Below are 24894 nucleotides of genomic sequence, written 5' to 3' on the forward strand. Positions count from 1 at the left end.
CCACAGTCGTTTTCGTGTGTGTTACGAGCCGAGCCGAGATCCGTCCTTCTTCCAGGCTGCAACTACCGACGGGCGAGGCTGGGAGGAGCCACCGTCGGGCCAATGGGATGCGGGGCTTTCGATGGTGGCGTCGTCGGTCTCGCCGGGGTGCTGGACGCAGACGATGACGCGCTTCTCGTCCACGATGGGGCCGCAGGTTTCGGCGCCGACGGGAACGGTGAGGAACTGCTTTGTTTCACCGCGGTTTTCGCCTTCGAGGACAACACTGAACAGTCCGTCGTTGGACTTGAGTGCGTTGCCGTCGGTGGAGATCCACAGGTTGCCGTGCGGGTCGAAGGCAAGGTTGTCCGGGCATGAGATGGGGCTGACCTTGCTCTTGTCGAACCCGCCGAAGTAAGTATCGGCTGTGGCCGGATCTCCGCAGACGAGAAGAAGATTCCAGCCGAAGGTGGTGCCGGCGTGGTCGTCGGTGATTTCGAGGACCTGGCCGTTCTTGTTGTTGTTGCGCGGGTTCGCCTCGTCGGCCGCGGCGCCACCGTCGACTCCGCGCTTGGTGTTGTTGGTCAGTGCGACGTAAACCTTGCCGCTCTTCGGGTTTGCCTCGAAGTCCTCGGGGCGGTCCATCTTCGTTGCCCCGACCTTGTCACCGGCCTGGCGGGTGAAGACGGCGACCTCTTCGGCGCTCATACCGTCTACCAGCGATTCGCCCTTGCCGTCTTCGCCGGTGCGCAGGATGGCTACCCACTCGCCGGTTCCGTCGAACGTGCCGTCCGACGGGAGTTTGCCGGTTCCGTCGATCTCGCCGGCGGAGTTTCCGCTGAGCTTTGCAACGTACAGTGTACCGGCGTCGAGCAGAGTCATGTTGTGGCGCATGGCTGCCTGACTCTTGCCGTCCTGCATCTTTCGGCTCGAGACGAACTTGTACATGTAGTCGAAGCGCTCGTCGTCGCCGCTGTAGGCGACGACGGTACCGTCCGACGTGATGTAAATGGTGGCGGCTTCGTGCTTGAAACGTCCGAGCGCTGTGTGCTTGATCGGAGTCGACGACGGATCCCAGGGATCGATCTCGACGACGTATCCGAATCGGTTGACCTCGTTGGGTTCTGCGACCAGATCGAACCGCTTGTCGAAGCGTTCCCACTTGCGCTCGGAAGCGGCTCCGGCCAGACCGTAGCGCTTCAGCCGGGCTGCCACCGTGGGATCGGTGACACCCTCGGCGTTAGCGAAGTACTGGTTGAAGTTCTCTTCGCCGGAAAGCACTGTGCCCCAGGGTGTGACGCCGCCAGCGCAATTGTTGAGGGTGCCGAGCACTTTGGTTCCCGTGGGATCGGCACTCGTCTTGAGGAAGTCGCTACCTGCAGCGGGGCCGGTCACGACAAACTCCGTGGTTCCGGTGATGCGGCGGTTGTTCGATCCGATCTCCGGTACCAGCTTGCCGTTGTCGGATTCGCCCTTGACCTGGACGACTGACAGTCCGTGGCTGGCCAGGCCGATCTTGAACTGCTCCTCGGTCGGGTTCTCCGCATCGTAGCCGCGGAACATCGCCGGCTCGGTGGAGTATTCGTGATTGACCACGAGGAGGTAGGTGTTGGGCTGCCCGTCGACCGGGAGCAATCCGGCGAAGTCATTGTTGAATCCGAACTGCAGTTCCTGTGCTGCCGCAGTCTGCTTGTCGAAGTCGAATGCCGGGGCTCCGGCGAGAACGGCGTCACCCCAACGGATGACGACGGCCTGATCGTATCCGTCAGGGACCGTGACCTTGTCTTCCTTGTTGGGCGCGACGGCGTCGAAGTTCGTCCCCGCTGGTGTGGTTCCGCCGCTGCTGCCGCTCGCTGATCCGGTTCCCGGTTCGGCACTTGCGGATTCGTCCGAACACGCGACGAGGGCGCTGCCCGCTCCCACCGCGAGCACTGCCATGCCGCTGCCCCGGAGCATGCCGCGACGAGTCAGTGCCGTGCGTGCGATATCGCGGAAGTATTCGCCGCCCGAGGTGTTGGGGACCTCATGAGAGCACGCGTTTCCGCACTTGTACTGGCAGGTGATCGACGCGCGTGCAGACACGCCGTCGTGTTTGACGAACAAGGCCAAAGGCTTGATAGCCACCGTGAACTCCCGAGATTCGATGTACGGACTTCGGGAACCGTAGAAGCTCTAAGCGAGGGTAAAGGAACGTAAAAATGAACGGCAAAACAACGAGGCGACCCTTACCTGCAATTTACGACGCGTCCCCGCGGGGACGTCGCATGACATTTGTCATCGCCGATCCATGACGGTGTCACCGCAGGTGATGACGCTGTGCACTGTTTTCGTCGCGGACTTCCCGCGAGGCTTGGAGGCATGAGAGAACCACATGAGGGAAGCCTCCTGACGGACCTGATGGACATCGGACCCGCACCCACGATGGGCCGCGAACTTGTTGTGATCGTGGTGAACATCGCGATTATCGGAGGGGTGTTCGCGATCATCGGCTCCAATCCGGTGTCCTGGATTCTTGTTGCCGCTCTCGCTGTCTATGCGGGCATTCGATTGGCGATTGGACTGCGCGGCTGGAACCGAGAGGAGGCGCAGCGATGAAGGGCGATCCCGTGATCGACGTAGTCGGAATGTCGCGGCGCTACGGCTCCGGCAAGGAGGCGTTCGATGCTGTTCGCAATCTGGATCTGAGTGTTCAGGAAGGTGAGCTGTTCGGCCTCCTCGGAACAAACGGTGCCGGCAAGACATCCACTCTCGAAGTGATTCAGGGCCTTTCACGAGCCAGCGCCGGTACGGTGCGCGTTCTGGGAATGGATCCGGTGCGCAACCGCAAGCAGATTCGACCGTCGCTTGGCATCATGCTCCAGAAGGGTGGGCTCCCCCAAGACCTGACTGCTCGTGAGAGTTTGGCGATGTGGGCCGGAACGTGCTCGAATCCGCTTCCCGTCGACGAGGTGCTCGAGCGCGTGGACATGCGTGACCGTGGCGATACCCGCGTGAAGTTCCTCTCGGGCGGTGAAGCGCGCCGACTGGATCTGGCGTGCGCGATCGTCGGCCGGCCACTCGTACTGTTCCTCGACGAACCGACTACTGGTTTGGATCCCGAAAGTCGTCGTAACACTTGGCAATTGATCGCTGACTTGAAAGCGTCGGGCGTCACCATCATGTTGACGACGCACTATCTCGACGAAGCTGAATCCTTGTGCGACCAATTGGCGATCATGCACCGTGGATCGGTCGTGCGCAGCGGAACCGTGGCGGACGTCGTCGCAGATCATCCCGCCCAGATCAAACTGCACCGCCCCGGTCTTGCACTCCCAGCGCTGGCCGGCGCCGAGGTGCGCGTCGAAAACGATCTGGTGGTGATCACCACTCGCACCGTCCAGGAGACGCTGACGGAACTGCTGCTGTGGGCGCAGCACAATGATGTCTTGCTGACCGGCTTGGATGCCCGGGCGGCGTCCCTGGAGACAGTATTCCTCTCCATTGCAGACCAATTCGATCATCACGCAACTCTCGAAGGAGCGTCGGCATGAACCGCATCGCAACCCTGTCTCGTTCGGAGTTCACGCTCCTGGGACGAAATCGACTGTTGCTCTTCAATGCAATCGTCCTCCCGCTGATCTTTCCCGTGGGAATGCTGTACCTGTCGCGAGACGGCGGGCTGTCGGACAAGTCGGTGTCGGCAGGCCTCGAGGTATTTGCGCTCTTCCTTCTCGTCTTCGTGGTCTTCTACAACCTGCTGTCGGTGTACGCGACGCGCCGTGACGAGTTGGTTCTCAAGCGACTACGGACCGGGGAATGCAGCGACGCCGAGATCCTGGCGGGCCCGGCAGTGCCGTCGTGGGTTCTCACCGCACTGTTGACGGTGGTCATCGGGATCGCCGTGATGGTTCTCGGCGGCAGTGCCCCGGTCAATCCGGTGCTGGTGCTGGTCGCGGTGATCGGCGGCGCCGCGCTCTTCACAGCGCTGGCGTTGATCACTTCGGCTGTCACTCGGAACGCAGAGGCGGCGCAGATCACCTGCATGCCGATTCTGATTCTGGCGACGGCAGGTATGTCCTCGATCAGGAATGTCTTGCCGGACAACATTGCTCGCATTCTCGATTTCACTCCGCTGGCCGCAGTAGTCGACCTTCTCAATCTCGGATGGCTGGGGCGGACCACTGGCGAACTGGCTGATCTGGGCGATGCGCCCGGTGCGGCGGCCGGATTTGTCGACACCTTCGGTTCGGCTGGGCAACCGCTGTTGGTCATGCTGGCGTGGATCGTCGGTTCGGTTCTGATCGCGAACGTCCACTTCCGCTGGGAACCGCGTTCGTAGAACTCTGAGAAGGTAGTGGGCATGATCGCGCAGAACTTCGGACGCTGGAATCCGAGACGGACGTGGCGAACCGCGTCGAACGTCGACAAGGTTCGCCTCTACACGCGGCAATCGTTCATCATGGTCGCAGTGGTTTTCGGTGGCTTCGGTGCGGTCACCGAGATCGTTGCGGATCGGTACCTGTCGGGTGTCTTCCTCGGGATCAGTGCCGTTGCGTGCGTCATCGCCGTGTCTCGGATGCCAGATCTGGGCGGAGTCGTGGCCAAGCCCGTCCAGATTCCTCTCGCCGTGATGACGTTGTCCGCGTTCTGCTCGGCGGGAATTGCCTTGGGAAGCAATGGCGAGAACGGCCCGTACTTCTGGCTCGCGGCAATCCTTGTCGTGCCCCTTGCTGGGTTGACGTCGTTGCGCTGGCTGATCGTGGGCTCGGTGGCCGCCGGGGTTGTACTGGGACTGCTTGCGGGTCCGGAAAGCGGCGTGTCCGTCGGAATCGTCGCCGCCTTCATGGGGCTGACCGTCTACATGTCGGTGTGGCTGCTTCGCATGGTCACCGAATTGGACGAGGCTCGCGGAGCTGCCGCTGCCCTGTCCGTCGCCGAGGAGCGATTGCGATTTTCGCGCGATCTCCATGACGTCGTCGGGCGGGCACTGTCTGCAATTGCAGTGAAAAGTGAACTTGCAGCGACTCTTTCACGGCGCGGTGACGATCGTGCGGCCGCGCAGATGGACGAAGTACGCGAACTTGCGCAAGATTCTCTCGACGAAGCGCGCGAGTTGGTTCGGGGATACCGGTCCATCGCCTTGGCGTCGGAGCTGGCCGGTGCGCAGTCTCTGCTCGAGGCCGCCGGAATCTCCACCGCGATACGTGGATCGGCAGATCAACTGCCGGTGGAACTGGCCGAGGCCGCCGCGTGGGTCGTCCGTGAAGGCGTGACCAACATTCTCCGGCACTCCAGTGCCGAGAATTGCAGCATCGAGGTGTCCGCGGACGGCGTCGTGATTGCCAACGACGGCGCACGGATCGCAGAGCCGAACAACGGAACCGGCCTGAACGGATTGCGCGAGCGCGTCGGCGCCGTCGGAGGAACTGTCGAAACCGTGCAGGACGAAGATCGCTTCACCCTCACCGCCCACTTTCCGTCCCGAACGAAGGAGTCTCGGTGACCGAGCCGATCAAGGTACTGCTGGCCGACGACGAGAACCTGATCCGCTCGGCTCTGGCCATGATGTTGTCGCTCGAGGACGACATCGTCGTCGTGGCAGAAGCCGAATCCGGCGAGGATGCCGTGATCGCTGCTGCAAAGCATCAACCTCACGTAGCCGTGCTCGACCTTCAGATGGCGGGTATCGACGGTATCGAGACGGCGCAACAGATTGCGCAGACGGTCTCGGGGTGCGTCTCGATCATCGTGACGAGCCACGGGCGTCCTGGATACCTGAAGAAGGCACTGTCAGCAGGTGTCCGCGGATTTCTACCGAAGACGACGCCTGCGGCGACGCTCGCCGAGGTGGTCCGCAGCGTCCACGCCGGCGGGAGGTACGTCGACCCGTCGTTGGCTGCCGAGGCGATCGGCGCCGGCGACTCACCGCTTACTCCGCGCGAGGCGGACGTACTCGAATACGCGGCCGACGGGGCATCCATCGAGCAGATCGCTTCCCGGGCACACTTGTCTGCGGGTACCACCCGAAACTATTTGTCATCAGCTGTCACCAAACTCGGTGCAGCCAATCGGCACGAAGCTGCAGTGATCGCTCGTCGGCAGGGGTGGATTTAGGGCCGAAGGCCCTGCGATGTCGAGAATCCCCGACTTGCTTCGTCCCTGTAGTGAAGTGCGACCAGAATGGGTGGCACCGACACAGAGGAGATTCACGATGGCCAAGTACTTGCTGCTCAAGCACTACCGCGGCGCTCCGGCTGCAGTCAACGACGTGCCGATGGACCAGTGGACACCGGAAGAGATCACGGCCCACGTGAAGTACATGCAGGACTTCGCGGATCGGCTCGAGAAGGCGGGCGAGTTCGTCGACGGTCAGGCTCTCGCTCCTGAGGGCACCTTTGTCCGGTACGACGGTGAGGGTCGCCCGCCGGTCACCGACGGCCCGTTCGCGGAAACCAAGGACCTCATTGCCGGCTGGATGGTGATCGACGTCGACAACTACGACCGAGCCGTCGAATTGGCCGGGGAGCTCTCGGCCGCGCCCGGCGCAGGCGGGAAGCCGATTCACGAATGGCTCGAACTGCGCCCGTTCCTGACCGAGCCGCCGACCATCACGGACTGACGACTCTCATGGACGACACGCTGCTTCGAAGTCTGACTCCGAGCGTGCTCGGCATCCTCGTTCGCCGCGGAGCAGATTTCGCGTCGGCCGAGGATGCCGTGCAGGATGCTCTGCTCGAGGCGGTCAGGACCTGGCCGGACAACCCGCCGCGGGACCCGAAGGGCTGGCTGGTCACAGTGGCCTGGCGGCGGTTCCTCGACGGGATCCGGTCGGATGCGGCTCGTCGCAAGCGGGAGTTTCTGGTTGACGAGCAGCCAGGCGAGCGGCCGGTCAGCGGGTCGGTGCCGGGCGTGGACGACACACTCCAGCTCTACTTTCTGTGCGCTCACCCGTCGTTGACGCCGTCGTCCGCCGTTGCACTTACGCTGCGCGCTGTCGGCGGGCTGACCACTCGCCAGATTGCGCAGGCTTACCTGGTGCCTGAGGCGACGATGGCTCAGCGCATCAGCCGAGCCAAGCGCACGGTCTCCGGCGTGCGGTTCGAGCAACCCGGCGATGTCGCCACCGTTCTACGTGTCCTTTATCTGGTCTTCAACGAGGGGTACTCCGGCGACGTCGACCTGGCTGCCGAGGCCATCAGGCTCACCCGGCAGCTCGCCGCTGCGATCGATCATCCCGAGGTGGCGGGGTTGCTCGCTCTGATGCTGCTTCATCACGCTCGCCGCGCCGCGCGCACTGCCGCAGACGGCAGCCTGGTTCCGCTTGCCGAGCAGGACCGCGGACGGTGGGACACCGAGACGATCGCGGAAGGGGTCGTGATCCTTCAGGGAACCCTCGCTCGCGACCGACTGGGTGAGTTCCAAGCCCAGGCCGCGATTGCCGCACTTCATGCCGACGCTCTCACAGCAGACGAGACCGATTGGGTGCAGATCGTGGAGTGGTACGACGAACTCGCAGCCCTGACCGACAGCCCGATCGTCCGGCTCAACCGAGCGGTGGCGGTCGGCGAGGCGGACGGGCCACGCGCCGGCTTGGCAGCTCTTGCAGCGCTGGACGATTCACTTCCGCGCCATGCCGCAGTCGAGGCCTATCTCCGTGAACGCGACGGAGACCTGGAGACGGCGGCGAGGTTGTATGCCGATGCAGCGCACAAGGCATCCAACCTCGCCGAACGTGACCATCTGATGCTTCAGGCGTCGAGGATCAACGCCCGTCGATCTCTGAAGCGTCCTGGGTCAGAGAACCTGTGACAGGAACGCCTGCAGTCGATCGGTCTCGGGATCGTCGAAAAGCTGTTCCGGAGTACCGGTTTCGACAACGGCGCCGCGGTCCATGAAGAGCACCTTGTCGGAAACGGAACGCGCGAAGCCCATTTCGTGCGTCACGACGACCATGGTCATACCGGACTTCGCGAGATCGGCCATCAACGCCAGAACACCCTTGACCAGTTCGGGGTCGAGAGCTGACGTCGCCTCGTCGAAGAACATGACCTCGGGCTTCATCGCCAAGGCGCGGGCAATGGCGACGCGCTGCTGCTGACCACCGGAAAGGTTGCCGGGCCGCGAGTCCGCCTTCTCCTTGAGCCCCACCAGATCCAGCTGCTCGAGCGCGAGCGCCCGAGCTTGTTCCTTGGACAACCCCTTGAGCTTGTTCGGCCCGAGCGCGATGTTCTCGGCGACGGTCTTGTGTGGGAACAGGTTGAAGTGCTGGAACACCATGCCGATTCGCTGGCGAAGCTCGTCGGGGTTGTCCTTCAAGACGGACTTCCCGTCGAGCAGCACGTCACCCTGCTCAGGCTCGTGCAGACGGTTCAGCACGCGCAGGAGCGTCGACTTGCCCGAACCGGAGGGCCCGATGACGGTGACGGTGTTTCCGGCGTCGACGTGCAGGTTGACGCCGCGAAGCACCTTGTTTGTGCCGAAGGACAGATGCAGGTCCTTGCCGGTGAGCGATACGGACTTCAGTTCAGAGCTGGTGGTCATGTCCTCAGCCCCTTTCCACGACGATGGCCTGCTCGAGCGGATCCAACGTGCCTGAAGTGTCGGCGCGTCCGGTCCGGAGTCGGTTGTCGATGTAGTTGACGAGGTGCGTCAGCGGGATGGTCAGAGCAAGGTAGAACAAGCCTGCCGCAACGAGCGGGGACAGGCTGCCGGTCTGGGCGTTGAGATCACGTCCGACGGCAAAGAGCTCCCGCTGGGTGACGAGGAGACCGAGGAAGTAGATCAGCGACGAGTCCTTGATCAACGAGATGAACTGGTTCATCAACGCCGGCAGAACGCGTCGTACACCCTGCGGGATGACGACCAGCGACATGGACTTGCGGTAGCTGAAGCCGAGGGCACGTGAAGCCTCGAGCTGCCCGGACTCGACGCTCTGGATACCGGATCTGAAGATCTCACCGATGTACGCCGACGCGAGCAGTGACAGCGCCGCGACACCGAGCCAGTACGGATTGCTTCCGGTGATTCCCTTGACGATCGGTCCGACGCCGAGCCCGATGATCAAGATGATGACGACGGCGGGCAGGCCACGGAAGATGTCGGTGTAGACGCGGGCGGGCCAACGCAGCCAACGGGTTCGCGAGATACCGGCGACAGCGAGCAGCATGCCGAGGATCGTGCCGATGATGCCAGACGCGAGCGCAAGGATCAGGGTGTTGGGAAGACCGGTCTTGAGGAGATCGGGGAATGCCTTCTTGTACAGATCCCAGTCGAAGAACGTGTCCTTGAGCTGTTCGAGCGTCGACTTCGGTTGGTACGACGCGGTATCGCCACCGTCACCGTTTGCTGCGTTTTCTGCCGCAATGGCTGCGAAGTCGGGCAGTTCCGGAGTGGCCGCGGCCTTGGATCCGGGCTTCCAGCCTTCAGGGAGTTGGCGCGGTACCCAGTCGGCGTACAGCTGAGACCAGGTTCCGTCGTCGATGACTGCGTCGAGGCCGGAGTTGAGGGCGTCGATCAGCGGCTGGTTTTCCTTGTTCACCGCCCAGCCGACGAAGTTGTTGACCGAGAAGGTGTTCTGGATGATCGAGGTCGGGTCACCGGGAGCGATTGCACCTTCGGCCTGCTGAGACGGAGCTACCCAGGCGTCGATCTGTCCGGATTTGAGGTTCGCGTACGCCGTGGCGTAGTCGGGAAACTTCACGGGATCGAGCTTGAGCGTGTTCACGACGTAGTCGTCCTGCACGGTTCCCTGCACGACGCCGATGCGCTTGGATGCGTCCAGGTCTCCGAAGCCGGTGATCGGGCTGCCGTTAGGAACGACGAGGGAGAAGTATCCGAAGTCGTAACCGTTGGTGAAGCCGACGGTGTTGCGACGGTCGTCTGTGGTGGTGATGGACGACGAGCCGACGTCGAAGCGTCGACCGGCAACCTGGGCGAGGAGCCCGGCGAACTCGGTGCCGACGAACTCGACCTTCAGGCCCAGCTTGTCCGCGACGGCCTTCAGCAGCTCGTTGTCGTATCCGGTGTACTGATTATCGGAGTTGACGCAGATGCTCGGGGGCGCGTCACCGAGCGTGCCGACCGTGATGACCCCGGGTTTGATCAAGTTCAGCTTCGAGGTGTCGATCCGATCGACCGGGGTGACGGTGGCCGTGGTGTAGCGGTCTTCGGCGCCCGCACCCGCTGCCGCATCCAGATTGGTGGGGGCCGCGGTTGCGGCTCCCACTCCTGGAGGTGCACACAGGTCTGTGGGGGCTGCCGACGAATCCGAACCACTCGAGCACGATGACAGAGTCAGCGCCAGGAGGGCAGTGAGGAGCAGTGCCACCACCAGGCGGATCTTCGCTGCGACGGAAGAAAACATGCGAGCAGCGTAAACCTAAGGGTAGCCATTTCTCCGTGTAGAACTGTTGACAGTTTTCGGACAAGCGGCCGCTGCGCTGCGGGCATGCCTTCAAATCAGCGTGATTTTAAGTATCGCCAGGTCGGAGAATCCCGTCTCGAAGAGAACGGAGTTACCGAACCGGTGCGAGTTCGACGCCCGCCGGAGGTACCAGGCGGCGCAGCGTCCCGTCGAAGCCGGTGACGTAGAGCGCCCAGCCGTCGCCGTCCCGGCCGATACGCACTGAACTCGGCCCGGTCCACCCACCCGACAGACCCGAAGCGACGACGCAGGACTTCCCGGTCTCGGGATCTACACGATAGATCGCGCCCTCGAGGTGAGCAGCGACGTAGAGCATCCCATCCCGCGACACGGTCAGATCGTCGAGACCGGGTACCGGGCTCGGGACGGTTGCGACAACGGCCCACGCATCAGGGGTATCCACAGGGACTCGAATGATCTGACCTGTGAACAGATCATCGGTGTACACGGCTCGATGATCCGGACTGAGCGCGAGCCCCTCCGAACGTGGCACTGCGGCCCAATTGGGTACGTCGGTTCGGGAGTCATGTTGATAGCGCGACACGCCCTTCGACGGGCCGCCCTCCGTTCCGACCCACGTCGTCAGAAGATCGCGGTCGGGTAGGCGGAGCAAGCCGTTGCCCGCGAAGTCGACGGGCGCGGACAGCTGATCCGTCGTGGTGTCCAGTTGCCACAGCTTGCCGTCCTGTCTGGTGAGGAAGGACAGCCTCGGACCGTCGAGCTGCAAACCGCCAGGAGCAGCCATGCCGTCGAGGACGGTTCGTACCTGTCCTTCGGCGTCGACGTGATAGATCTTCGACTCGCCGGAGAGGTAGAACCCGCCGTTGTCATCGGTCTCGAGGTTTTCGAGCTGTTCCAACCCTTGGGCTACGGTCTCGACCTGCCAATCGCCGCACATCAGCGCGGTTGTCCAGGTGGCTTCCGCCGGCGTCACCGCGGCAGCGGTCCCGGCTGCGATTGCCGCGACGATCAACAACGCTCGAGTTCGGTTGCGTGATAGCCCCATTGCGCACAACTTACGGCAAATCGGACCAATATCAAACGGTCTGGTCGGTATAGCCGACGCCCAGGGGGTCGCTCCAGGTGGTCCACACGTCTGGCCCGAGTTCGATCTCGGCTGTGGTGAGTAGACACGCGTCGAGTTCTCGGTGCAGTCGAGACGGGTCGATGGATTGGCCGATGAAGACGAGTTCTTGTCGGCAGTCACCGACAGGTTCTTCCCACTTGTCGAGGATTCCGTCGCGACGGTAGTCGTCGGCCGGCCACTCGTCACGGGGTAGAAACTTCCACCAACGGCCGACGTATCCGTGGCGAATGAGATGACCGGCCTGAGAAATACTCCCGATCTCGGTGAACCGGCCGGCATTCCAGTAGTAGCCCTTGGCCCGAAGTAACTTTCCGTTGGTCCACTCGCTGCTCAGGAAATCATGCAGGCGTTGTGGGTGGAAGGGCGCGCGCTCGCGGTACACCACCGAACCGATCCCGTACTCCTCGGTTTCGGGGGTGTGTTCACCTTGGAGTTCTTGTAGCCATCCAGGGGCCTGAGCAGCTTTCTCGAGCGAGAACAAGCCGGTATCGAGAATCGTGTCGAGTGGGATACGGCCGAGAGTCATCGGAACTATCGCAGCAGTTGCGTTCAAAGATCGTAGGACCGCGGTCAATTCGATCAGGTGCTGTTGCGAGACGAGATCGGCCTTGCTCACCAGGATGACATCGGCAAATTCGATCTGATCGACAAGCAGATCCGCGATGTCTCGTTCATCTTCCGGGGCATCGGCTTCGACGCGACCCCCAGCCGTGTAGTCGCGCAGAAAACTGTTGCCGTCGACGACTGTGACCATGGTGTCGAGTCGGGCGACGTCGGCCAGGGCATGGCCGTCGGTATCGATGAAGGTGAACGTCTCCGCGACGGGCAGCGGTTCGGAGATGCCCGAAGATTCGATGAGAAGGTAGTCGAATCGGCCATCGGCGGCCAAGGCGCTTATCTCGGAAAGAAGATCCTCTCGCAGAGTGCAGCAGATGCAGCCGTTGGTCATCTCGACCAGTTTCTCCTCGGAGCGACTGAGCGAGATCTCACGCTCGACTTCTGCACTGTCGATGTTGATTTCGCTCATGTCGTTGACGATCACCGCAACCCGGCGGCCCTCCCGATTGCGCAGGATCTCGTTGAGTAGCGTCGTCTTCCCGGCGCCCAGGAAACCTGACAGCACCGTGACCGGAAGTCGTGTGTCGACCATGATTTCCAGTGTCCTTCCGAATGAGTGAATCGTTGTGATCAGGCGGCGGTCACGCGAACCGCTGCGATCGCGTGACCGCCGCCTGGAATGCTGGAAGATCAGGCCGCAGGCTCGAGGTAACCCTCGAAGAGGTCGACAACGACGCTCCCGCCGTCGGTGTCGCTGCCGAACAATTCCTCCGCAGCGAACGTCACGTGGTAGGTGGGTTCTTCGCCGGCGTCGTTGCGGCCGTGACCGATTGCGTCGGGGAACGGCCACTTCTCGGTGGTCCGGTGAGCGATGGTCCCCACCCGTCCTCGGCAGTAAGCAGGCATTCGAATATGCCCGGGAACGTATTCGTCTCGCACACGTACTCGCTGACCGACCTCGAAGGTGGTTGTGTCGATGCGAGCCGGTCGGCCTTCGGATTCGCTGGGCCGTGAGAGTGGGAACGGCCCTCCTGCAAGGCTTTCGAGCTCTTCCTGCGTCAGGATTCCCTTTTCGACCATCAGTGCCGCGACGCCGATGACGTACCGCTCGTAGTACGGGGTCATCATGTAGTGGCGGGGCTCCATCCGCTCGACGACGTATCGAACTTCGTCGACGCTGAAGGCCCCGAGTTCGGCGACACCGGCGAACATCAGGCTGTACGGCAGGTGCTCCCACTCGGCGTGGAAGGTGGGGCCGATGTCGGCGTTGACGGTATGCGGGACTTTGCCGAAGCCTTGAACTCCGGCAAGATCGTGTACTCCATCCATGGTGTGCTTCTTTCTTGTCGGGGTGGTCAGACGGTGGTGACCTGCGGGACTGCGACGCCGATCAGGCAGTCCTTGGTGACGATTTCCTGCAGTTGTTCCTGGCTCCAGCCTTCGGTGCCTGCGGGACGTTGCGGTAGGACCATGTACCGAGTTTCGGCGGTGGTGTCGTAGACGCGGATCTCGACGTCCGACGCGATCTCGGTTCCCATCTCGGAGAGAACCTTCCGTGGCTCGCGGACCACGCGTGCACGGTATTCGAAACTCTTGTACCAGGTCGGCGGCAGACCGAGGATGGGCCACGCGGTGCATGAACACAGCGAGCACACGATCACGTTCTTGAGGGTCGGGGTGTCTTCGACTGCCACGATGTATTCGCCCTGGGGGCCCAGATATCCGTACTGGGCAACCGCGGCGGTACCGTCGGTGAGAAGCAGCTGCCGGAAATCGGGGTCGGTCCAAGCCCGCGCGACCAATTCCGCTCCGCGCCTTGGACTGAAGTCCTCCTCGAAGGTCTTCTTCCATCCCTCGACGTAACCGTCGGGTACCAATCCCTTACCGTCGAGTGCGCGGAACAGGGCCCACGCGCGATCGGAGACCGGCGCCTGGGCCGGTGCGGCGTTCTCCGTTGTGTGGTCGATCGTTACTGACATCTGGTTCACCTTTTCTATGCAGGCTGATCATGTGTGAATCGGTGGAATTTGTTGTGCAAGTGCGTATACAGGATTAGGTGAGGCTGAGTTGTGGTGCAGAGTCGGAGATGCGGTCGGCAGGCGTCGGAAACGCGCCGCGAAGCTTTTCGAATGCGCGCCCGACCCGGAGGACCGTCGCATCGTCGAAGGTCTTGCCGGTGATCATCATTCCGACCGGAAGCCCGTTTACCAGGCCGGCCGGAACGGACAGGGACGGATGTCCGGTCACGTCGAATGGTGCCGTGTTGGCGATCATCCCGAGAGCCTTCGTGATGAAGGTTGCACGATCCACGTCCTTCGCCGGCAATTCGGATGCGACGTAGGGCAGTGTGGGCATCACCAGGACGTCGAATTGTCTCAAGGCAGTGTCGTAGGCGGCGCGGGCGAGCGGTACGAGGTTCCGGGCTTTGCCGTAGCTCGCGCCGCCGAGGGCGGTGATGCCGTGGTGGCCGGTCAGGGCCACTAGTTTGACGGTTTCGGACAGAGCGTCGGCGTGCTGAATGCGTCGAGAAGCAAAGTGTGCCATCAGTTCCGGATCGTACAAACCTTCGGCGTTCATGCCGTATCCGTTGCCGTCCAACATCTGGTAGGCACCACCGTCCGTGGCGATCACGTTCCAGATGTGGAAAGCATGCAGGTGCCACGGGATGTTTACTTCCTCTACCGTGCAACCGATTTCGGTCAGACTGTGTGCCGCTGCGCGGACTGCGTCGTCGACCTCGGGCTGTGAGACCGCGTGCCCGAAACCTTCTCGAACGATCCCGATTCGCAGACCATCCACATCGGAGTCGAGGGTGGACAGATAGTCACCTGCTTCGACGCTGTCGGCTTGGCGTGGGTCGTTACCGTCGCGACCGGCGATGACCGAGAGCATCAGTGCGGCATCGTGGACCGTGCGTGTGATCGGGCCGAGATGGTCGATTGTCCGCTCGATGGGAAATGCGCCGGTATACGGGACGAGCCCGAACGTCGGCTTGTGTCCGACGACGCCGCAGAATGCCGCCGGGATCCGGATCGATCCGCCTTGATCCCCGCCGATGGCAAAATCGACGTCACCGTTTGCAACGAGAGCTGCACTGCCACCGGATGATCCACCTGCTTCACGCTGTGGGTCCCATGGATTGCGGACCGGTCCGCTTGCCGGTGTGAAGCTCGAACCGGAGAAACACAGGTCCTCACACACAGCTTTGCCTGCGACGGTTGCACCGGCCGCCAGTAGTCGAGTGACCACAGTCGCGTCGCGAGACGGAGTGAATCCCTCCACCGTCCGAGACCCGTTCATCATCGGAACTCCGGCCACGGTCACGTTGTCCTTGATCGCCACGCGTCGGCCGGTCAGGACGCCGTCCGACGTCGGCGGGATGCTTGTGGTCACATACCAAGCGCTCAAAGGATTTTCGTTCGCAGTTGGCACGGCGTGTTCGCGTGACGTGGTCGACGGGGTTGCCTCGTCGGCGTACAACTGGTCGACGACGTCGTAGGAGCCCAGTGCTCCGTCGATCAGTGCCGGCCACTCGAGCCGGGCTGATTGGTCGAGAGTGATGCCGTAATGCCTTGCAGCGGTGTCTATTGCATTGTCGTCAGGTCGGATTGTCGCCATGAGAAGTGTGCTCCTGATGTGATCGGCTTCACTTGTCTTTCAGACTAGTTCCGGATCAGTAATTGCGTCAATAGGTATCGACATATTGACTCGTTAAGTTCGGGTTACGCGCGCTCAGAGAGAGCGGGGGTACAGACGCCCATGGCGTGATTCAGCGATCAGAATCGGCCGATGCAGTGGAACGCCGGTGTCCGTCGAGCTTTTCGACGTTGTGACAAGCTGCCGAAGTACTGTTTCCGGATCGCCCGCCGACGTTCGTTCGACTGCGCGTGCGTAAGCGACGATCGCTTCGTACGTTGTCTCCGACAGAGAGCTGAGCGGAGGCAGGAGTTCGTTCGAGCTTGCGCTGTATCGCTTTTCGAGGTCGTGATCGCCGGCTGCGGATTGAAAGTAGCCGAATGCCGCCCAGACTCCGTCGGCATCGGAATTGCCGATGAGCTGCTGAGTGGCCTCGTCGAGGACCAGCGCGAACGTCCGCGTGGTGGCCCGCAGTCCGTGCTGGGCGCATTGCCGTTCGAAGAAGACCTCGTCATGGCCCACCAGGGTGGAAAGAATCAGTTCGGCCCCGGAGTCGACTATCGACTCGATGATCCGTGAGAAGTCGGTTGTTCCCAACGGTACGTAGACTTCGCCGGCCACCGAACCTGTGGATTCGGCGATCACACGCCGAGCCGCCCAATGTGCTCCGAACGACCACGAATACTGCTGACCGACCAGGAACCAAGTGCGAGAACCGGTCTCGGACATCATTGCGGGTATGCCCGCTCGCGTCTGGTCGAGTGGCCGCTCACCCAATCGAAGGATCCCCGGACGCGATCGACCTCCTTCGTTGAGAACTGTGTGCACCAACAACACACTGGTGTTTTGCAACGCAGATGCAGCGGCATTGAAGGTCGACGACGTCACGCACGCAAAAATGGCGCGACATCCGCTTTTCACCAATCGCAGTGCGGTCGCCGCTCCGGCCGCCGAGTCGGAAGCGTCATCGCCGATCACCAAGTCGACGAGAACGCCGCCGACACCGCCGTCGGCATTGATCTCTTCCACCGCCAGGGCAGCGAGTGTTTCTGTGGCCTGGGCGAATACAGCCGCCGAGCCGGATTTGCTGACCAGCAGTCCGATCCGATGTCGGTCGGAGCGCGGAGGTTCGGGTGGAGCAAATCCGCGCTTGTTGGCAAGCCAGGAAATGCCGTCCTGATCGAGGCTGGACTCGAGAACGAGTCGGGTGCCGGTGCCGTCGGGAAAGAACCGGATCGTCAGACGGCCGCGCCACGGTTGGTGGTGCACGATCACGACCGATCGGCCCCGCTTCACGCCGGCGACATACCCCAACAGAGTGATCGGCATTCCGGCTACATCTGCGCGTGCGCCGTCGCCGACGGGAAGGGAGATGGCGACGGCGGCCCCGACCGTCAGTTGCTCACATTCGAGTTCGAGCAGTTGCCCCGTTTCGAAGCGCTCGAAGGCTGACCCTGGTGGGTCCGTCGTCACGATCTGTGCCGTTACGGAGAGACCTGGCACGTTCTACTTCCTGCCTGAAATAGATGCTGGGGCTCAAACAGGGCCTCAAGCCCGGCGACGCACCGAAGCCGCGTCGGAATCCTCAGTCGCCGTGGTCGGCAACTCGGAGGCGTGAGAACCTGCTTCCAGCGCTCGCCCGAGGACGTCGCGCAGGAACTGGAGTGCATCGTTGGCGGGCCCAGACGGATCGATCGAAAACAAGCGATGACGTCCTTGACGGCGTTCGACGATAACTCCGGACAGCCGCAGCGCCTTGAGATGTGTGGATACCGTGGTGCGACCGACCGTCGAAATTTGATCGCTGATGAAGCCTGCGTTGCATTCGCCGTGGGTAGCCAGAGTGTCGAGAATCTGTCGGCGCACCTGGTCGGCCAGCACAGCAAACGCCAACTCTTCGTTTCGTTGAGTAGTCACTGTGTGCTGTCCGCGCTTCCTCGATGGCCTCTACTGAGATATGTCGACACTCGTCAACATATCTCGAGTTGCCTCCGAGGGAAAGAACGTGGCCGAAGTTTTCCGGCGGCTTCGGTCAGTGCGCGGCGGTGGTCACCGCGTCGCGCAGCAACCCGGTCCCGGGATGGCAGTTGATGTACTCGTACAGCTGATCGGCGGCATCGAATACCGAGACCTCATGGTAGAGACGTAATTTCGACAGGCCCTCGGCGACCCGGAAGAACGTCGTGAAGATCCGCAGATGGGTCGGGTGGGATTCCGACCACCGCTCGAGTTGGTCGAGTGAGGCCCAGTGACCGATGTTGTAGCTCAGGTCGAGGAAGTTTCCGTCGATGTCGATATTGCGTACGAAACGGTTGCTGTAGCACCCGACGGCCGGGCCGTTGTCGCGGAGGAAGTCCATGCCCGATTGAAGAGTGGGCAGGATTTCGTCCAGGTAGAGGCTGCGCTCGTCCGCTTCCGCGTCGGCCCAGTCCTGCCCGGATCTGATCAGTGCGATGTTGTCGTGCCCCCGCACTACTACGCGTCCACCTGCGGCGGGGTCACCGGCGACGACCCGTAGTTCGCCCGAGGCCTGCATCCAGTCGGTCTGAGAGATCGGAAAGCGCTCGCGCATCGAACCCCAGTAGCCATGCTCGTTGATCTCGCCGCTGACACCGTCCATGACGGCTCCCACTCCGGGGAGATCGTCCTGGAACGCGTAGAGCGTCTCGAATTGTTCGGCTCTCGGTGCCACGATCTCCCGGAAGAACCCCAATCCGTCGGACAAGCGGTCCTCGGACTCCCACCAGGAGGCCACCGGAGCTGATGTGCTCCAACGATGTTGGGAAGAAACATCTTTCCAGTACCCGACCACGATCAGATTCTCGTAGCCCTGGTTGTCGATGTGGTGGGTCAGATCGTGGTGTGCCGGTCCGTCCGGCAAGTCGAAGCCGGCGACGATATCCCGCATGGACTGCAGTGCTGCCGAGCGCTGATCCTCGCCGCGGAACTGCACGCCGAGATAGCCCATCGCGACCTGGTGCAATGTGTCGTCCGCACGCCCGACCCACATGGGAAATGGTGGCGAATAGGTATCCGGAACGCGCCTGGTCAGCGTGCGCGGGCATTGAAGATGTTCACCGATTGCAGATTCCATGAGTGCTCCCTGTGATGTAGGTGGTCGGATCGGGTGCCTGGCACTTGGCAACGCCGTGCCGAAAATCTACGCCCGCGAGGCCGAGCAAACTTGGCCGTCAGCGCCCGATACTTGGCCTACCGCGCCGAGAATTGTGGATAGGCGTCGGCGACCGAACGTTTTGAACATCATGTTGAATGGGTAAGTGTCCGAGGATGTTACAGATCAGCGGGCAGTACTTGTGGGGGCCACTGCTTGCGACCGGTATTGCCGCGGGCTGATCCCGAACTCCGCCTTGAATGCGCGACTGAAGGCGGCCAGGTCGGTGAATCCCCAGCGGTGAGAAATCTGGGTCAGCGACCGCTCTACGCCGTGGCGTTGCACGATCTCACGACGGCAACCGTCGAGTCGACGGCTGCGAATCGAACGCGACACCGTTGTGCCGTGTTCGGCGAAGGCTCGGTGCAACTGGCGAATGGAGACTTTGACTGATCCCGCGATGTCCACCGGTGACAGGGCCGGGTCAGCGATGCGGGCGTCTATGGCCGACAGAGCGGATTCGTACAGGCCAGTTCGCCGGGAGACGATCGGACGCGCCGTTGCGTGGAGAACCGACTTGACCAGGCTGCCGATCTCGTTGACGACTTCCTCCTCGTCTCCGCTCGCGTCGGACGTCATGCGGACGGAGGCAAGATCGTGAAGAAAGCGACCCAGCAGGCCACTCAGGCCCGCGTGTCCGTCGAAGGCAATGGCGGTCAAGCTCGTGACCTCCGCGTCGCTGAGTGACAGGTATGACCGTGGCCAGGTGAACACCTCGAGTCCCCAGATGCCGTCGTGTGCGTGTCCCTCGATCTGCCAATCGAAGGGGCGCGTGGTGTCGTACAGGACGTAGTCGCCACGTCGCAGGACGCATTCGCGGTCGTCTTGCCGCACTACCGCGCTACCGCGGCGGATCATGCCGATTTGCAGATAGTCCGCACCGTCACTCTTGATCAGGCTGCTGCTACGGACTATTCGTTGTTCCATCGATTGAACTGCGGACACCCGAACGTGTGCGAGTTGGGCCGAGTGCACGGCCCCGCTGAATCCATCGCCGTCTTCGATATCGGATACGTCGAGCGCGACAAAATGCTCACGCAATAAATCTGCCCAGTCGCCCGTGAGAGTCGTGCGTGTGGGCAGGGAGAAGCCGGATCGCGCGAGCATTGCAGGGCGCCTCCTCGCAGAAAAGCCGAAGTTCTCGGGTGCTCGATGTTCAGAGAGTAATCCCGCACATCGGACATGTCGATAGGAGTCGACATGTGATCACGTCGGGAGAAATTGTTTGCCATACAAACAACGCCGAGTTATTGTTTGTCATACAAACAAGTAGGAGTTCGTGATGGTCACCGAGTCAGTTCCCGCAGCGCGCGCGACGCGTGAGTCGGGCAAGCAGACGCGCATGGCACTGTTCAACGCTGCAACCGAGCTCTTCCTCGAACATGGCGACAGCGTGTCCATCGCGCAGATCTGCACCGCCGCCGGCGCCCATCCCAACCAGGTGACCTACTACTACGGCTCAAAAGAGAAGCTCTTCGTCGAGGTGGCGTGTGCAGCCGTTCTGCGCGCAGGCAAGCGTGCCGAGGTCGACGCCGCCGACGCCGACACCGTGGGCGACTACACCGAGAAGCTGGTCGGATCACTCCTCGGCTCCGGCGCTCCCAGTGTCGAACTGTTCGTGGAAGCGATGATGATGACGGGTCGCCGTGGTGAACTCCGCGATCTGATCTCCGAGACGCTTCGCACTCTGCATTCCTCGGGTGAAACAGCCCTCCTCCGTACCTTGATCCGCACCGGCTGGCAGCTGCGCGCGGGCATCGACGTCGAATCCAAGGCCTTCTGGTCTGCGATCTTCGGCCTCGTCATTCAGAAAACTGCCACCGGCGAGAGCTTCGGTTACTCCCTCGAGGAGGCGGTCGCCGTCATCTTCGCCACTCTCCAGATACCCGACGCCGTACTCAACAGCTCGATGGAATGAACTCTCTTCGAGCGTGATTCTCCGACAAGGACTTCGATGAACATCGTTCGCGTATTCGACAGCAACGTCACCAAGACCCCGGACAAACCCTTCCTGATATTCGACGGTCACGATCACACGTACTCCCAGGTTCAGGACGGAAGTCGACGCGCCGCAGGCTATTTGCAGTCGCTGGGCGTGCAGCCGGGCGACCGCGTCGCGCTGATGTGTTACAACACTCCGGGATTCGTGTACGCGATGCTCGGTGCCTGGCGCTTGGGCGCCGTCGTGGTCCCCATCAACCACAAGATGCAGACTCCGGAAGTTGCCTACGTGCTGGGACACGCGAAGGTGTCGGTGTGCGTCTTCGACGGTGAGTTGGCGCCGGTTGTCGGTCGACTGGAGACAACGGCCAAGCTGATCAGCACCGACTCTGTCGCAGACGGTTTCGACTTCTTCGACGACGCCATCACCCGCCAGGAGGGCGTTGACGGTATCGACATCGACGAGAACGATCCGGCTGAAATCCTCTACACCTCGGGGACTACCGGCTCGCCCAAGGGCTGCGTCCACAGCCACCGCAACGTCGTCGGTGTTGCCGTCACCGCGGCCCTCGCCGTGTCGACGACTCGGGACGAGCGCCTGCTCATGGCCGTCCCGATCTGGCACGCTTCCCCGCTCAACAACTGGTTCATGTCCACGCTCTACATGGGCGGAACCGTCGTGCTGCTGCGCGAGTACCATCCCGTCAAATTCCTGGAAACTGTTCAGGAACACCGTATTACCCTCTGCTTCGGCCCGCCGGTCATCTACACCACTGCACTCAACCTCGTGCCGAACTTTGCCGACTACAACCTCGGAAGCGTTCGTGCGTGGTTGTACGGCGGCGGACCGATCGGCGCGGATGTCGCTCGGCGACTGGTGGAGTCGTACGGCACCACCGAATTCCGGCAGGTCTACGGCATGACCGAGACCGGACCGGTGGGCACTGTGCTGTACCCCGAGGAGCAGTTGAGCAAGGCGGGCTCGATCGGCCGCGTCGCGCTGGCCGGCGTCGACCTGCGCCTGGTTGCCGATGACGGCACCGACGCGGAGCCCGATCGGATCGGTGAGATCTGGCTGCGCGCCGACACCGTCATGCAGGGGTACCTCGACGACCCCACTGCCACGAAGGCTGCTTTTGCCGACGGAGGTTGGTACCGCACCGGCGATCTGGCGCGCAAGGATGCGGACGGTTACCTCTTCATCGTCGACCGCGCGAAGGACATGATCATCACGGGCGGTGAGAACGTCTACTCCAAGGAGGTCGAGGACGTGATCTCCGGCCACCCGGACGTCGTCGACGTCGCCGTTGTCGGAAAGCCCAACGAAGAATGGGGCGAGACCGTCGTCGCACACGTCGTCTGGCGTGAACCGGATGTCATCAGCGCCGACGACATCAAGGACTACCTCTCGGACAAGTTGGCGCGCTACAAGATTCCGCGTGAAGTGGTGTTCGCGACCATTCTTCCGCGTACACCGACCGGCAAGATCCAGAAGCACCTCATCCGCGCAGCGAGCTGAAAGGCCTGTCATGACTGATATTTCCGAGAAGACCGTCACCCACCCGGCTCCGCATCGCACCCATGCAGTGCTCAACCAGTCGGTACCGCGCACGGACGTCAACGAGTTCCTGCTCGATACGGTCCTGGCCGAAGGGGTCGCGCGCCACGACGCCGATTGGGCCACAGACGAACTCACCGATATTGGTGAACTGGTTGGCAGTGCTGGATTCCAGCACGACGCCGAGCTGGCCAACACGGTGATCCCCGAATTGAAGACTTTCGATCGTTGGGGAAACCGCATCGACGAGGTCGAATACCATCCGTCGTATCACCGGATCATCTCTGCTGCCGTAGCGCACGGTGCTCACACCTCTGCCTGGGCTGACCCCAAGCCGGGTGCCAACGTGGCTCGGGCCGCGGCATTCATGCTGTTCTCCCAGGTCGAACCGGGCCACGCGTGCCCGATCTCCATGACGCACGCCGTGATCCCCTCGCTCGAGCTGCAACCGGACGTGGCCGCCATCTGGACCCCGCGTGCCCTTTCTCGGAGCTACACCCCCGAGTTGGATGCTCCCGGAAAGGCATCCGCGATATTCGGAATGTCCATGACGGAAAAGCAGGGCGGCTCCGACGTGCGAGCCAACACGACCATCGCCAAGCCGGCCGGACGTGGCGGCCCGGGTGCGGACTACCTGCTCACCGGACACAAGTGGTTCTGCTCCGCGCCGATGTCCGACGCGTTCCTGGTTCTTGCTCAGGCCGAAGGTGCAGCCGGTGAGGGACTTTCCTGCTTCCTTCTCCCCCGCATCCTGCCCGACGGCACACGCAACATCTTCCGCATCCAGCGTCTGAAGAACAAGCTGGGGAACAAGTCCAACGCGTCGTCCGAGATCGAACTCGACGGCACCGTCGGCACCATGATCGGCGAACCGGGTCGTGGCGTGCGGACCATCATCGAAATGGTGTCCCAGACGCGACTCGACTGCATCCTCGGCAGCACGGCAGGTATGCGTCAGTCGGTCGCCGAAGCAGTGTGGCACGCACGGCACCGAAGCGCTTTCGGTGCCGTCCTTGCAGATCAGCCGGCGATGACGTCGGTGCTCGCCGATCTGGCTCTCGAATCCGAAGCCGCAACCATCACCGCACTGCGATTGGCTCGCGCGCAGGACGAGGACGCGGACGAGCAGGAAAAGGCGTTCCGCCGACTCGCGACGGCTGTTGCGAAGTACTGGATCTGCAAGCGCGGCCCGCACCACTCCTACGAGGCACTCGAATGCCTGGGCGGTAACGGTTACACCGAGGACTTCCCGCTTGCCCGTCGCTACCGTGAGCAGCCCGTCATGGCCGTGTGGGAGGGGTCGGGCAACGTCATCGCACTCGATGTCCTGCGCGCGATGACCCGTGAACCCGATTCCGTTGCCGCCTTCGACCACGAGGTCAACCTCGCTCGCGGCAACAACCCGGTCCTCGATCAGCACCTCGATCGGGTACGACGCCAACTCGGTGAGCTCGCCACGATGGCACCCGCCGACGCCCAGCTCCGCGCTCGGACCGTCGTCGAGGCAATGGCGTTGGCGCTGCAGGCTTCGCTCATGGTGCGCCACTCCCCGGCCGCCTCGCCCGATGCGTTCATTGCCGCTCGCCTCGGCGCCGACCGTGGTCACGAGTACGGAACTCTGCCTGTGGGAACAGATTTCGCGGGAATTCTCGCCAGAGCCTAAGGCTGCTCCCTCAGTACCCTGGTGACGGTGTGTACTGCCGGCGTCGGATTGTTCGGTCGCCATGCCATCGCGATTTTCAGCGTGGGCGTGGCCCCGGCGATCGGCAGGTACACGACCCCGTCCATGGACAGATGCGCCGTCGACTCCACGACGACGGCGATCCCGACCCCCGCTCCGACCATGGCCAACAGGCTGTACGGATCGGGGGCTTCGTGCGCGACGGTGGGCGTGAAACCTGCTGTGGCGCAGACGGACAACGTCGCATCGCGCACCACCGAGCCGTGCTCGGCGGGATACATCACGAATCGCTCGGTTGCCAGGTCTTCCGGTGACACCGAGTCCCGGGTACTGAGGTGATGCCTGGCCGGAACCGCGACCATCAAGGTTTCCTCGCGCACAGTGTGAGTCTCGAATCCGCGCGGAATGGGCAGGCCGACTATGCCCATGTCGAGTGTTCCGCGTCGGAGAGCGTCGAGCACCTCACCCGAGTACATCTGCGGCCGTAGGTCCAGTTCGATTCCCGGATGGGAGTCGGCCAGCGATCGTGTGAGGGCCGACAGCACCGTGTAGCCGCCCGTTCCGCCGAAACCCACCGTGACACGGCCTGTTTCCCCGGTCGACGCCGCTGATGCGATATCCCGTACGACGGCGATCTGCGCTTCGATGATTCGTGCGGGCGTGACCAAGGCTTCGCCGGCTGCGGTCAATTGCACTGATCTGGTGGTCCGGACAAACAGGTCGGTGCCGAGTTCGCGCTCGAGCGCCCGAATGGTCTGGCTGAGCGGCGACTGCCCGATGTGGAGTCGCTCGGCGGCCCGGCCGAAATGAAGTTCGTCGGCGACTGCGAGAAACGCGCGCAGCTGACGCAATTCCATGTCGCTCCTCCCGCTTTTCATTA

General features: G+C 62.5%; 23 protein-coding genes. 10 read left to right on the forward strand and 13 right to left on the reverse strand.

The annotated features are described in order from the left end of the window. Positions 1–21 precede the first annotated feature (21 nt). Positions 22–2103 carry a PhoX family phosphatase gene (locus CPI83_RS00490; protein ID WP_097386617.1) on the reverse strand — a complete coding sequence of 694 codons (2082 nt, stop codon included), beginning with the start codon at positions 2101–2103 and terminating at the stop codon, positions 22–24. A gap of 234 nt (positions 2104–2337) precedes the next feature. Between CPI83_RS00490 and CPI83_RS00495 the strand changes: the two genes are divergently transcribed. The 7 genes from CPI83_RS00495 to CPI83_RS00525 all read left to right on the forward strand — a co-directional run bounded on the left by CPI83_RS00495 (position 2338) and on the right by CPI83_RS00525 (position 7767). Beyond that, positions 2338–2574, forward strand: a complete 237-nt coding sequence (locus CPI83_RS00495; RefSeq protein ID WP_232816825.1) for a hypothetical protein — start codon at positions 2338–2340, stop codon at positions 2572–2574. Next, a complete protein-coding gene (locus CPI83_RS00500) occupies positions 2571–3509 on the forward strand; it encodes an ABC transporter ATP-binding protein (protein ID WP_097386618.1) in 939 nt (312 codons plus the stop codon). Before CPI83_RS00495 ends, CPI83_RS00500 begins: the two co-directional genes overlap by 4 nt. Then, positions 3506–4297, forward strand: a complete 792-nt coding sequence (locus CPI83_RS00505; protein ID WP_097386619.1) for an ABC transporter permease — start codon at positions 3506–3508, stop codon at positions 4295–4297. The genes CPI83_RS00500 and CPI83_RS00505 overlap by 4 nt, the downstream gene beginning before the upstream one ends. 21 nt (positions 4298–4318) lie before the next feature. Further along, positions 4319–5461, forward strand: a complete 1143-nt coding sequence (locus tag CPI83_RS00510) for a sensor histidine kinase (RefSeq protein ID WP_084325701.1) — start codon at positions 4319–4321, stop codon at positions 5459–5461. After that, complete coding sequence (locus tag CPI83_RS00515) at positions 5458–6072, forward strand: response regulator transcription factor (protein WP_019746140.1); 615 nt, start codon at positions 5458–5460, stop codon at positions 6070–6072. Before CPI83_RS00510 ends, CPI83_RS00515 begins: the two co-directional genes overlap by 4 nt. 97 nt (positions 6073–6169) lie before the next feature. Continuing rightward, the gene (locus CPI83_RS00520) at positions 6170–6577 is read left to right on the forward strand and encodes a YciI family protein (RefSeq protein ID WP_021346141.1); all 408 of its coding nucleotides are present in this window, start codon (positions 6170–6172) and stop codon (positions 6575–6577) included. A gap of 8 nt (positions 6578–6585) precedes the next feature. Next, positions 6586–7767 carry a DUF6596 domain-containing protein gene (locus CPI83_RS00525; RefSeq protein ID WP_097386620.1) on the forward strand — a complete coding sequence of 394 codons (1182 nt, stop codon included), beginning with the start codon at positions 6586–6588 and terminating at the stop codon, positions 7765–7767. Here the strand turns inward: CPI83_RS00525 and CPI83_RS00530 are convergent. The 11 genes from CPI83_RS00530 to CPI83_RS00580 form a co-directional block, all read right to left on the reverse strand. After that, positions 7753–8499, reverse strand: coding sequence for an amino acid ABC transporter ATP-binding protein (locus CPI83_RS00530; protein WP_020909781.1), 747 nt, complete (start codon positions 8497–8499; stop codon positions 7753–7755). The two genes, CPI83_RS00525 and CPI83_RS00530, sit on opposite strands and share 15 nt — an antisense overlap. A 4-nt stretch (positions 8500–8503) precedes the next feature. Beyond that, positions 8504–10321 (reverse strand): ABC transporter substrate-binding protein/permease, encoded by a 1818-nt coding sequence (locus CPI83_RS00535; RefSeq protein ID WP_020971432.1) that lies wholly within the window; start codon positions 10319–10321, stop codon positions 8504–8506. A gap of 151 nt (positions 10322–10472) precedes the next feature. Continuing rightward, complete coding sequence (locus CPI83_RS00540) at positions 10473–11387, reverse strand: SMP-30/gluconolactonase/LRE family protein (RefSeq protein ID WP_097386621.1); 915 nt, start codon at positions 11385–11387, stop codon at positions 10473–10475. Between the two features lie 31 nt (positions 11388–11418). After that, a complete protein-coding gene (gene zigA / locus CPI83_RS00545; RefSeq protein WP_021346137.1) occupies positions 11419–12618 on the reverse strand; it encodes a zinc metallochaperone GTPase ZigA in 1200 nt (399 codons plus the stop codon). 98 nt (positions 12619–12716) lie between these two features. Beyond that, positions 12717–13355, reverse strand: a complete 639-nt coding sequence (gene nthB, locus CPI83_RS00550; protein WP_019746133.1) for a nitrile hydratase subunit beta — start codon at positions 13353–13355, stop codon at positions 12717–12719. Positions 13356–13381: 26 nt separating this feature from the next. Next, the gene (gene nthA, locus CPI83_RS00555) at positions 13382–14005 is read right to left on the reverse strand and encodes a nitrile hydratase subunit alpha (protein WP_029256769.1); all 624 of its coding nucleotides are present in this window, start codon (positions 14003–14005) and stop codon (positions 13382–13384) included. A 73-nt stretch (positions 14006–14078) separates the two neighbouring features. Next, positions 14079–15644, reverse strand: coding sequence for an amidase (locus tag CPI83_RS00560; protein ID WP_097386622.1), 1566 nt, complete (start codon positions 15642–15644; stop codon positions 14079–14081). A 114-nt stretch (positions 15645–15758) separates the two neighbouring features. Beyond that, positions 15759–17165 (reverse strand): substrate-binding protein, encoded by a 1407-nt coding sequence (locus tag CPI83_RS00565; protein WP_097386623.1) that lies wholly within the window; start codon positions 17163–17165, stop codon positions 15759–15761. Positions 17166–17210: 45 nt separating this feature from the next. Continuing rightward, complete coding sequence (locus CPI83_RS00570; RefSeq protein WP_070386716.1) at positions 17211–17579, reverse strand: winged helix-turn-helix domain-containing protein; 369 nt, start codon at positions 17577–17579, stop codon at positions 17211–17213. A gap of 115 nt (positions 17580–17694) precedes the next feature. Further along, positions 17695–18756, reverse strand: coding sequence for a phenylacetaldoxime dehydratase family protein (locus CPI83_RS00575; RefSeq protein ID WP_084325706.1), 1062 nt, complete (start codon positions 18754–18756; stop codon positions 17695–17697). 204 nt (positions 18757–18960) lie between these two features. Further along, positions 18961–19941: a helix-turn-helix domain-containing protein gene (locus CPI83_RS00580; RefSeq protein ID WP_021346131.1), complete on the reverse strand. Its 981-nt coding sequence runs from the start codon at positions 19939–19941 to the stop codon at positions 18961–18963. Positions 19942–20116: 175 nt separating this feature from the next. On the opposite strand from CPI83_RS00580, the gene CPI83_RS00585 reads away from it, so the two are divergent. Genes CPI83_RS00585 through CPI83_RS00595 form a run of 3 tightly spaced genes read left to right on the forward strand, consistent with a single transcriptional unit; the run spans position 20117 to position 23996 of the window. Beyond that, entirely contained in the window at positions 20117–20752 is a 636-nt protein-coding gene (locus tag CPI83_RS00585; protein ID WP_007735239.1) for a TetR/AcrR family transcriptional regulator C-terminal domain-containing protein, read from the forward strand. A 36-nt stretch (positions 20753–20788) separates the two neighbouring features. Beyond that, on the forward strand, positions 20789–22294 hold the full coding sequence (locus CPI83_RS00590; protein ID WP_097386624.1) for a long-chain-fatty-acid--CoA ligase: 1506 nt from the start codon (positions 20789–20791) through the stop codon (positions 22292–22294). Positions 22295–22304: 10 nt separating this feature from the next. Further along, positions 22305–23996: an acyl-CoA dehydrogenase family protein gene (locus CPI83_RS00595; protein ID WP_097386625.1), complete on the forward strand. Its 1692-nt coding sequence runs from the start codon at positions 22305–22307 to the stop codon at positions 23994–23996. Here CPI83_RS00595 and CPI83_RS00600 read toward each other — a convergent pair. Beyond that, complete coding sequence (locus CPI83_RS00600) at positions 23993–24871, reverse strand: LysR family transcriptional regulator (RefSeq protein ID WP_031333904.1); 879 nt, start codon at positions 24869–24871, stop codon at positions 23993–23995. The two genes, CPI83_RS00595 and CPI83_RS00600, sit on opposite strands and share 4 nt — an antisense overlap. Positions 24872–24894 lie beyond the last annotated feature (23 nt).

The organism is Rhodococcus sp. H-CA8f (assembly GCF_002501585.1).
Classification (GTDB): domain Bacteria; phylum Actinomycetota; class Actinomycetes; order Mycobacteriales; family Mycobacteriaceae; genus Rhodococcus_F; species Rhodococcus_F erythropolis.